General features: G+C 73.1%; 11 protein-coding genes. All 11 read right to left on the bottom strand.

Going from position 1 to position 10112, the window contains the following annotated elements:
- Positions 1 to 254 precede the first annotated feature (254 nt).
- A complete protein-coding gene (locus SCA03_RS28835; protein ID WP_086815225.1) occupies positions 255 to 1013 on the bottom strand; it encodes a sirohydrochlorin chelatase in 759 nt (252 codons plus the stop codon).
- 197 nt (positions 1014 to 1210) lie between these two features.
- On the bottom strand, positions 1211 to 2107 hold the full coding sequence (locus tag SCA03_RS28830) for an ABC transporter permease (protein WP_030893797.1): 897 nt from the start codon (positions 2105 to 2107) through the stop codon (positions 1211 to 1213).
- Positions 2094 to 2924 (bottom strand): ABC transporter ATP-binding protein, encoded by an 831-nt coding sequence (locus SCA03_RS28825; protein WP_030889251.1) that lies wholly within the window; start codon positions 2922 to 2924, stop codon positions 2094 to 2096. Before SCA03_RS28825 ends, SCA03_RS28830 begins: the two co-directional genes overlap by 14 nt.
- 137 nt (positions 2925 to 3061) lie before the next feature.
- On the bottom strand, positions 3062 to 4183 hold the full coding sequence (locus SCA03_RS28820; RefSeq protein WP_230988980.1) for an ABC transporter substrate-binding protein: 1122 nt from the start codon (positions 4181 to 4183) through the stop codon (positions 3062 to 3064).
- A gap of 160 nt (positions 4184 to 4343) precedes the next feature.
- Positions 4344 to 5681, bottom strand: a complete 1338-nt coding sequence (locus tag SCA03_RS28815; RefSeq protein WP_030889258.1) for a sulfate adenylyltransferase subunit 1 — start codon at positions 5679 to 5681, stop codon at positions 4344 to 4346.
- A gap of 2 nt (positions 5682 to 5683) precedes the next feature.
- Complete coding sequence (gene cysD / locus SCA03_RS28810; RefSeq protein ID WP_030889261.1) at positions 5684 to 6628, bottom strand: sulfate adenylyltransferase subunit CysD; 945 nt, start codon at positions 6626 to 6628, stop codon at positions 5684 to 5686.
- A complete protein-coding gene (gene cysC / locus SCA03_RS28805; protein ID WP_030889264.1) occupies positions 6625 to 7161 on the bottom strand; it encodes an adenylyl-sulfate kinase in 537 nt (178 codons plus the stop codon). Before cysC ends, cysD begins: the two co-directional genes overlap by 4 nt.
- A 100-nt stretch (positions 7162 to 7261) precedes the next feature.
- Positions 7262 to 7984 (bottom strand): phosphoadenylyl-sulfate reductase, encoded by a 723-nt coding sequence (locus SCA03_RS28800; RefSeq protein WP_030893808.1) that lies wholly within the window; start codon positions 7982 to 7984, stop codon positions 7262 to 7264.
- On the bottom strand, positions 7981 to 8205 hold the full coding sequence (locus tag SCA03_RS28795) for a hypothetical protein (protein WP_037866973.1): 225 nt from the start codon (positions 8203 to 8205) through the stop codon (positions 7981 to 7983). Before SCA03_RS28795 ends, SCA03_RS28800 begins: the two co-directional genes overlap by 4 nt.
- On the bottom strand, positions 8198 to 8320 hold the full coding sequence (locus tag SCA03_RS36885; RefSeq protein WP_268932846.1) for a hypothetical protein: 123 nt from the start codon (positions 8318 to 8320) through the stop codon (positions 8198 to 8200). The genes SCA03_RS28795 and SCA03_RS36885 overlap by 8 nt, the downstream gene beginning before the upstream one ends.
- A complete protein-coding gene (locus SCA03_RS28785; RefSeq protein WP_030893810.1) occupies positions 8317 to 10011 on the bottom strand; it encodes a nitrite/sulfite reductase in 1695 nt (564 codons plus the stop codon). Before SCA03_RS28785 ends, SCA03_RS36885 begins: the two co-directional genes overlap by 4 nt.
- Positions 10012 to 10112 lie beyond the last annotated feature (101 nt).

The raw sequence follows: 10112 nt of genomic DNA, 5'->3' as shown, positions 1-10112 counted from the left end.
GGGGGCACCAGGGAGCGGGGGTCTCCTAGAGGGGGCGGAGCCCCCTGTAGCGGGGGGGGGCTGTCGGGGTGGGGGTGCCCCCGGACGGAGTCTGGGGGAAGAGCCCCCTGACGCCCGGCCGGCGAGGCCAAGGGGGAAAGGGGCGAAGCCCCATAACAGGAGCGAAGCTCTGACAACACGGAGCCGCACCTCAACCACCAGAAGCAGCACAGAAACACCCGGGCGAGGAAACAAGGCCCCGGGAAGCCCGACACTCAAGCAGCAGCAGAGGACAACACGAGGGGGGCGGAGGCCCTCCCATAGCGGAGAGCCACCACCCGAGCAACCTCAACCGCATCCCCCAGCACGGGAGCCACCACATCGGCCCCACCGTCCCACGCCCCACGGGCGATCCGGTCGGGCAGGAACCCGGGCGCCACCACGTACCGCGCGACGGCGACCCGCCGCACGCCCGAGTCCCGCAGCTCCCGCACCGCGTCCTCGGTGGTGGGGAGTGAGGCGGAGGCGAACGCGGGTCGCACGGCGCACCAGCCGCTGGTGTGCCGCCACTCCCGCGCGATTTCAGCGATCACCGCGATCGCCTCCGGGTCGGACGAGCCCGCCGCGGCGAGGACGATGCCGGTCTCGCGCGCCTGTGGCGCGGTGACGCGGGCCTCGGCGAGGCGGCGCTCCAGGGCCCGGGTGAGCAGCGGGTGCGGGCCGAGCACATCCGCTCGGTGCACCCGGAGTCCGGGCAGCGCGGCGGCGGCTTCGGCCAGCGCCGCGGGGATGTCGGTCTTGGCGTGGTAGGCCCGGGTGAGCAGCAGCGGCACGGCGACGACTTCGCGTACGCCGTCGCGGTACAGCTGCCGCAACGCGCCTGCCAGGTCGGGGGTGTTGAAGTCGAGGTGGGCGATCTCGGTCCGTACGTCCGGCAGGAGGGCGCGCACGCGTGCGCCGAGGGCGCGGACGGTCGCCTCGTGCCGGGGGTCGCGGCTGCCGTGGGCCACGAGGACGAGGGCGGGGCGGTGCATGCGTACTCCAGTGCGGTTCGGGCGACGGGCGGTCCGGTCAGGGGCGTCCGGCCAGAGGCGCCCGGTCGGGGGCGTCCGGCCGGGGGCGTTCTGCCGAGGGCGTCACGGGCGTCGAGGGCGTCGAGGGCGTCGAGGGCAACGAGGGCGTCACGGGGGCGTCGAGGGCGTCCGGGGTGTCGGTCAGGGCGGGCCGTCCGTCAGTGCAGCAGGCCGCGGTGGCGCAGGACCCGACGCTCGACGGGAGCGAAGAGCAGCAGTTCGATACCGATCCCGACCAGCAGGATCAGCAGGATCGCGCCGAGGACGAGCGGCATGTCCTGGTAGGAGCGGCCGGTGTCGAGCAACCTGCCGAGCCCGGAGCCGAGTTCGGGCGAGGTGGCGATCAGTTCGGCGGCCATGAGCGAGCGCCAGGAGAACGCCCAGCCCTGTTTGAGCCCGGAGACGTAGCCGGGCAGCGCGGCCGGCAGCAGCACGTGCCGGATGCCGCGCAGGCCGGTGGCGCCCAGCACCGTGCCCGCTCGCAGATGGAGCGGGTCGATACGGTCGACGCCGGCGACGAGCCCGTTGGCGATGGAGGGGACGGCGCCGAGCAGGACGACGGCGTAGATGGTGGCGTCGGTCAGCCCGAACCAGATGATCGCGGCCGGCACCCAGGCCACCGACGGCAACGACTGGAGCCCGGAGAGGATCGGCCCGATCGCGGCGCGCACCGGGCGCACCCGGGCGACGAGCAGACCCAGCGGGGTGCCGAACGCGAGGGCGACGAGGAAGCCGAGCGCACCGCGCGAGACGCTCTGCCAGATCACGCCGAGGATGGTGCCCTTGTACCACTCCTCGGCCAGCGCGTCCCACACCATCAGCGGGCTCGGCAGCTGGTAGTCCGGCTTCAGCTCCAGCGCGAACGCGCCCTGCCACAGGGCCAGTACGAGGAGGACGGCGATCAGCGGGGGCAGCACCTTGCGGCGCAGCATCCGGCCGAGCGGGGGCCGCGTGGTGGTCCGGGTGTCGAGGGCGTCGAGCCCGGCCTCCAGCCCGGCGAGGTCCTCACCCGCCGGGGACGGTTCGTCGGTGTGTGCGGTCTCAGTGCCGGCCATGGCGGCGGATCTCCCCCCGGAGCTGTTCGGTGATCTCCGCGGACAGCGCGGCGACGTCCCCGTCCTCGATACGGCGCGGCTGCGGGATGGCGATCTCCCACTGGCGGGCGATCCGGCCCGGGCGGGAGGAGAGCAGCACGACGCGCTGGGCGAGCCGTACGGCCTCGCGCACGTTGTGGGTGACGAACAGGACCGACAGCCCCGTTCCGGACCAGACGCGGGAGAGCTCCTCGTGCAGCACGTCCCGGGTGATGGCGTCCAGCGCGGCGAACGGCTCGTCCATCAGCAGGAGCCGGCTGTCCTGGGCGAGGGCCCGGGCGAGCGCGACCCGCTGCCGCATCCCGCCGGACAGCTCGTGCACCCGCTTGCGGTGCGCCCCCTGAAGGCGGACGAGTTCGAGCAGTTCCTCGGCGCGGGGGCGGCGCTCCGCCTTGGGGACGCCGCGCAGTTTGAGCGCGAGTTCGATGTTCCGGCCGGCGGTCAGCCAGGGGAACAGGGCGTGTTCCTGGAACATCAGCGCGGGCCGGCCGCCGGGCACGTGCACGCTGCCCCCGGTCGGGCTGTCGAGGCCGGCGACCAGGTTGAGCAGGGTGCTCTTGCCGCAGCCCGAGGCGCCGAGCAGCGTCACGAACTCCCCGGGCGCCACGTCGAGCGTGATGTCGTCCAGTACGTGCTGCCGGGCGCCGGGCGGGCCGAAGCTCTTGGAGACGTGGGAGAGGCGGGCGGCGGGCGCGGTCGACTCGGATGTCCGCGTCGTCTCTTCCGTCGCCGCCGCTGCCGCCGCTGTCGACGGGTCCGTTGCTGCCGGTGCGGTCACGGGGTTCACCTCCTCGGATGTGCGGTTGCTCGGTGTGCGGTTGCTCTGTGCGCGGTTCCTCGATGCGTGCTTCCTCGACGCGCGGTTCCCGGGGCGTGCGGTTCCTCGGGTGCGCGGGGCGCCGGTGCGTGCGCGGCTCACGGTCCGCCCCCGGCCGTGCCGGTGGAGAGCGCGGGCCGGCCGTGCCGTGCGCGGATCCGGTCGAGGAGCCGCAGATCGTAGATCCCGTCCAGGCCGGCCTCGTCGAGGAGTCCGGTGGAGACGGCGTCGGCGGCCTGCCGGCGCAGCGTCGCGGGGAGCGGGTCGTCGGTGACCTCCATCCGGGAGAAGGCGGCGGCCAGCACCTTCCCGGGGAGCGGTTTGCCGGCGTCCCTGGCCAGCGCGGAGTTGATCAACTTCCGGGCGCGGGACGGGTGGTGGCGGATCCACGCGGTGGTCCGCACCGAGCCGCGCAGCACCGCCGCGACCGCCGCCGGATGCTCCCGGAGGAAGTCCCGGCGGGCGACGAGGTGCGTGGTGACGAACCGGCCGCCGGGCCACAGCTTCCGCTCGTCGAGAAGCACCTTGCCGCCCTCGGCGACCAGCCGGGAGGCGGTCGGCTCCGGCACCCACGCGCCGTCGATGCCGCCCTGCCGGAACGTCGTCGGGATCTCCTTGTTGTCCTGGCGCAGCACGGACGTGTCGCCCTTGCCCGTGTCCGGGTCGACGTGGATGCCGTGCCGCTTCAGATACGCCAGGAGCGCGACATCCTGGGTGTTGCCCAGCTGGGGGCTGGCGATCCGGCTGCCCTTGAGGTCGGCGGCCGACCGCACCTTCGCGGGGTCCACCACCAGCGAGGCACCGCCCGAGGTGGCGCCCGCGACGATGCGCAGATTCCGGCCGCCGGAGCGCAGATACCCGTTGACGGTGGGGGAGGGGCCGACCCACGCCATGTCCACCGCCTTCGCGTTGAGCGCCTCGATGGCCGACGGCCCGGCGTTGAACACCTGGACCGCCGCCCGGGTGCCGCCCAGCTCCTCGGTGATCGGCCCGCCCGTGCGCAGCCCGACCAGCGGGGTGGCGTGGGTGACGTTGGCGAAGTAGCCGAGGCGGATGCGGTCGAGACCGCCCGCCTTCGGTCCGCCCGCCGGCTCGGGCCCCGAGAAGTCGTGCACCGCGCGGGAGCCGTAGCCGCAGCCGGCGAGCAGCACGGCCAGCACGACGGCGACGGCGACGGCCGGTGCGGCGGCGCGCGCGGAACCGCGGCGCGGCAGGCGTATGGCGGGCACGGGGTGTCCTCTCCGGGATGGCGGACGGGGCTTCGACGGCGGTGCGGCCCGGGCGTCGCCGAGGTCCCGCCCGGTGGGCGGGACGCCGGCGACCCGGCCCAGGGAGTGTCTTCGAAGTCCCGCCAGGCAGGCGGGCCTTTGACGACACGACCTAGAAGTCCCAGCCTTCGTCGTCGGGTTCGGCCGGGGACGGGTGCGCCTCGGGGCCGGCGAAGGCCGCACCTGCCATGCCGGCGGTGAGCGTGCTCCCGTCGGCGGGGTCGACGAGCAGGAAGGAGCCGGTGCGGCGGGAGGCGGTGTAGTCGTCCAGCGGCAGCGGCTCCGCGGTGCGCAGCACCACCCGGCCGATGTCGTTGGCCTCCAGCCGGCCGGGCGCCGGATGGTGGGAGAGGTCGGCGAGGGTGAGCCGCGAGGGGATGTCCTCGACGATCGCCTTGACGGTGCGGGTGGTGTGCTGGAGCAGCACCCGGTCGCCGGGTGCGAGCGGACGGTCGTGCAGATGGCAGACGGTGGCCGTCACCTGCCGGGTGGGCCGCAGCGCGGCGTCGGCGGGCGCGATGACGTCGCCGCGGGAGATGTCGAGGTCGTCGGCGAGCCGGACGGTGACCGACTGCGGCGCCCACGCCAGCTCCGCCGCACGGCCGAGCACGTCGATGGCCGAGACGGTGGACTGCCGCCCGGAGGGGTGGACGGTGACGCGGTCGCCGACGCGCAGCACACCGGAGGCCAACTGGCCCGCGTAGCCGCGGTAGTCGGGGTGTTCGGCGGTCTGCGGGCGGATGACGTACTGGACGGGGAAGCGGGCCGCGTCGCCGGTGGGGTCGTGGGTCACCGGCACGGTCTCCAGGTGTTCGAGGACCGTCGGACCGCTGTACCAGTGCATATGGGCCGAGGGTGTGACCACGTTGTCGCCCTGGAGCGCCGAGATGGGTATCGCGGTGATCTCGGGGACGCCGAGCGAGGCCGCGTACGCGGTGAACTCCCGGGCGATACGGGCGAACACGGACTCGTCGAAGTCCACCAGGTCCATCTTGTTGACGGCCAGCACCAGGTGCGGCACCCGCAGCAGCGCCGCCACCGCGGCGTGCCGCCACGTCTGCTCGACGACGCCGTTGCGGGCGTCGACCAGCACGATGGCCAGCTGCGCGGTGGAGGCCCCGGTGACCATGTTGCGGGTGTACTGCACATGGCCCGGGGTGTCCGCGAGGATGAAGCGGCGGCGGGGCGTGGCGAAGTAGCGGTAGGCGACATCGATGGTGATGCCCTGCTCGCGCTCCGCACGCAGCCCGTCGGTCAGCAGCGCCAGGTCCGGCGCCTCCTGCCCCCGGGCCACCGAGGCACGCTCGACCGCTTCGAGCTGGTCGGACAGCACGGACTTGGAGTCGTGCAGCAGCCGGCCGACGAGGGTGGACTTGCCGTCGTCGACGCTGCCCGCGGTGGCGAAGCGCAGCAGGGACGTGGCCCGGGCCGTGGAGTCGGTGACGGTCATGGTCAGAAGTACCCCTCGCGCTTGCGGTCTTCCATGGCGGCCTCGGAGAGCTTGTCGTCGGCGCGGGTGGCACCGCGCTCCGTCAGCCGGGAGGCGGCGATCTCGGCGATGACCTTCTCGACGGTGTCGGCGTCGGAGTCGACGGCGCCGGTGCAGGACATGTCACCGACGGTGCGGTAGCGCACCCGCCTGGTCTCGACGGGTTCGCCCTCGGCGGGCCCGCCCCACTCGCCGGGCGCCAGCCACATGCCGCTGCGGGAGAAGACCCGCCGCTCGTGCGCGTAGTAGATGGACGGCAGGGCGATCCGCTCGCGGGCGATGTACTGCCACACGTCCAGCTCGGTCCAGTTCGACAGCGGGAAGACCCGCACGTGTTCGCCCGGCGCGTGCCGCCCGTTGTACAGCTGCCACAGCTCGGGGCGCTGCCGGCGCGGATCCCAGCCGCCGAACTCGTCGCGCAGCGAGAACACCCGCTCCTTCGCGCGGGCCTTCTCCTCGTCCCGGCGTCCGCCGCCGAAGACCGCGTCGAACCGGTTGCCGGAGATGGCCTCCAGCAGCGGCACGGTCTGGAGCGGATTGCGGGTGCCGTCGGGGCGTTCGCGCAGGGTGCCGTTGTCGAGGTAGTCCTGCACCAGGGCCACGTGCAGCCGCAGCCCGTGCTGTGCGACGGTGTCGTCCCTGAAGCGCAGCACCTCGGGGAAGTTGTGGCCGGTGTCCACGTGCAGCAGGCCGAAGGGCAGCGGCGCCGGGGCGAACGCCTTCAGCGCCAGGTGCAGCATGACGATGGAGTCCTTGCCGCCCGAGAAGAGGATCACCGGACGCTCGAACTGTCCGGCCACCTCCCGGAAGATGTGCACCGCCTCGGACTCCAGCACGTCCAGGTGCGAGAGCGCGTACGGGCTCGCGTCGAGATCGTGGTGCGGCGTGCGCGCCGTCGTCGTGGTCACGGGAGCAGTCCCCTTTCCGAAAGCAGCGCGTACAGCTCACCGGCCGAGTCGTCCACGCTCCGGCCGTCCGTCTCGATCCGCAGATCCGGAGCGCCGGGTGGCTCGTACGGGTCGTCCACGCCGGTCAGTCCGCTCAGCTCCCCCGCCGCCTGTTTCGCGTACAGGCCCTTCACGTCGCGGCGTGCGCACACGTCGACCGACGTGGCCACGTGCACCTCCAGATAGCCGGTGCCCTCGGCCTGGTGCCGTTTGCGCACGGCTTCGCGGCTGTCCGCGTACGGCGCGATGACCGGCACCAGCACCGTCACCCCGTGCGAGGCCAGCAGTTCGGAGACGAAGCCGATGCGTTGCACATTGGTGTCCCGGTCGGCCCGGGAGAAGCCCAGCCCGGCGGAGAGGAACGTGCGTATCTCGTCACCGTCCAGCACCTCCACCGCGCGTCCCTGGTCCCGCAGTCGCTCGGCGAGCGCATGGGCGATGGTCGTCTTGCCCGCGCTCGGCAGGCCTGTCAGCCACACCGTGGCGCCTGTCATATGCCCTCCCGGTCCCGGGTTCGGTCCTGTCCGCCTCTTCCTACCCAGCTGCCGGCGCGCTCCGTCGATCTTTGGCCGCGCCGGCCTCCCGGTTCGGGGCTCATCCGTGTAGACCGCATTCGGTTTTGTCGCGGCCGGCCCAGCGGCCGGCCCGTGCGTCCTCGCCGGCCGACACCCGGCGGGTGCACGGCGCACAGCCGATCGAGGCGTAACCGTCGGACAGCAGCGGATTGGTGAGCACGCCGTGCTCGGCGACATAGGCGTCCACGTCCCGCTGTGACCAGCGGGCGAGGGGCGCGACCTTGACCTTCTGCCGGCGCTCGTCCCAGCCGACGACGGGGGTGTGCGCGCGGGTGGGCGACTCGTCGCGGCGCAGCCCCGTGGCCCAGGCGTCGTACTCCCGCAGCCCCTCCTGGAGCGGCCGCACCTTGCGCAGGGCACAGCACAGATCCGGGTCGCGGTCGTGCAGCCGGGGCCCGTGCTCGGCGTCCTGCTCGGCCACGGTCTGCCGCGGTGTGAGCGTGACGACCTCGACGTCCATGACGGCCGCGACGGCGTCCCTGGTACCGATCGTCTCCGGGAAGTGGTAGCCGGTGTCGAGGAAGACGACGCGGACGCCGGGGAGCACGCGGGAGGCCAGATGCGCCACCACCGCATCCTCCATCGAGGAAGTGACGCAGAACCGGTGGCCGAAGGTGTCGGCCGCCCAGCGCAGCACCTCCAGTGCCGGGGCCTCCTCCAGCTCCCGGCCGGCCCGCTCGGCCAGGGCCCGCAACTCGGCGGGCGGGCGCCGCTGTTGCTCGGCGGCGGGTGCGGTGTTCATGACGTGGGGTCCTCTCGGTCGGCGGGCGGCTCGGCGGCGGGCGTCGGGTGCTCCTCGTCCGCCCGCGCGGTGCGCAGCCCCGCGGCGAGCAGACCGAGGAACTTCAACCGGAACGCCCGGTTGCAGGCGGCGCACTCCCAGGCGCCGTGCCCCTCCTCGGAGGGGCGCAGGTCCTCGTCCCCGCAGTAGGGGCAGTAGAAGGGGGCGGCCCGTTCACTCACCGGTCTCTCCCTCCGCTGCCGTGGCCGTCGTCGCCGTCGTCGCCGTGGTCGCCGCCGTCGCCGCCGCTGCTGTCGTCGCCGTCGCCGGGTCGGTGTGCTGTCCGTCGCGGGTCACTTGAGGTCGCTCTCGTCCGCGCGCGCCGCCCACTGGGCGAACCGTTCGCCGTCGGCGCGCTGCGCGTCGTAGGCACGCAGCACCCGCTCGATGTAGTCGGGCAGCTCCTCGGCCGTCACTTTCAAGCCGCGCACTTTCCGGCCGAAACCCGGCTCCAGGCCCAGCGAGCCGCCCAGGTGCACCTGGTAGCCCTCGACCTGCTCGCCGGATGCGTCGGTGACCAGCTGGCCCTTCAGACCGATGTCCGCGACCTGGATACGGGCGCAGGAGTTGGGGCAGCCGTTGAGGTTGATGGTGACCGGCTGGTCGAACTCGGGGAGCCTGCGCTCCAGTTCGTCGATCAGCCAGGAGCCCCGGCCCTTGGTCTCGACGATCGCCAGCTTGCAGAACTCGATGCCGGTGCAGGCCATGGTGCCGCGCCGGAAGACGGAGGGCCGGGCCGTCAGATCGAGCGCCTCCAGCCCCTCGACGAGCGAGTCGACCCGGTCGCCGGGGACGTCCAGCACGAGCATCTTCTGCTCGGCGGTGGTGCGTACCCGCTGCGAGCCGTGCGCCTCGGCGAGGTCGGCGATCTTGCTCAGCGTCGCGCCGTCCACCCGGCCGACCCGCGGTGCGAAGCCGACGTAGTGATTGCCGTCCTGCTGGCGGTGCACCCCGACGTGGTCCCGCCACTGGTGCACGGGCTTCTCCGGCGCCGGCCCGTCCGCGAGCCTGCGCAGCAGATACTCGTCCTCCAGCACCTGGCGGAACCTCTCCGGGCCCCAGTCGGCGAGCAGGTACTTGAGGCGGGCCCGGTTGCGCAGCCGGCGGTAGCCGTGGTCACGGAAGATCGACACGACGCCCTCGTGCACGTCCGCCACGTCCTCCAGCGGCACCCAGGCCCCCAGCCGCACCCCGATCCGCGGGTTCGTGGACAGCCCGCCGCCGACCCACACGTCGAACCCGGGCCCGTGCTCGGGGTGGACGACGCCGACGAACGCCACGTCGTTGATCTCGTGCGCGACGTCCAGCAGCGGAGACCCGGAGACGGCCGTCTTGAACTTGCGCGGCAGATTGGAGTAGGCCGGGTTGCCGACCACCCGGCGGTGGATCTCCTCGACGGCCGGGGTGCCGTCGATGATCTCGTCCGCGGCGATACCGGCCACCGGCGAGCCCATGATCACGCGCGGGGTGTCGCCGCACGCCTCCGTCGTGGACAGCCCGACGCCCTCCAGCCTGCGCCAGATCTCCGGTACGTCCTCGATCCGGATCCAGTGGAACTGGACGTTCTGCCGGTCGGTGATGTCGGCCGTGCCGCGGGCGAACTCCTGCGACACCTCGCCGATCACGCGCAGTTGGCGGGTCGTCAGCCGTCCGCCGTCGATCCGGACCCGGAGCATGAAGTACTCGTCGTCCAGTTCCTCCGGCTCCAGCACGGCCGTCTTGCCGCCGCTGATGCCGGGGCGCCGCTGGGTGTACAGGCCCCACCAGCGCATCCTGCCGCGGAGATCGGCGCCGTCGATGGAGCCGAAACCGCGGTGTGCGTAGATCGTCTCAATGCGTGTCCGCACATTGAGACCGTCGTCGTCCTTCTTCGTCTGCTCGTTTCCGTTGAGCGGGGTGAAGTGCCCCGCGGCCCACTGTCCTTCGCCGCGGTGGCGTCCGGCCTTGCGGCGGGCTGGCGGGGCGGGGCGCTCGGAGGTGTCGGCCATGGCGGGAGATCCTTCGGGCAGGCGGGACGCGGACACGGAGAAGCCGGCCGGGCACGACGCCGGGACGGCTCAGCGGCCGTCGACATGGCTTCGGGCACGAC

Origin of the sequence: Streptomyces cacaoi, assembly GCF_006539165.1 — a bacterium.
In the GTDB taxonomy this organism is placed as follows: Bacteria; Actinomycetota; Actinomycetes; order Streptomycetales; family Streptomycetaceae; genus Streptomyces; species Streptomyces cacaoi.
Note: the sequence above shows the minus strand (reverse complement) of the source record. Positions and strands in the feature narration are given on the sequence as shown.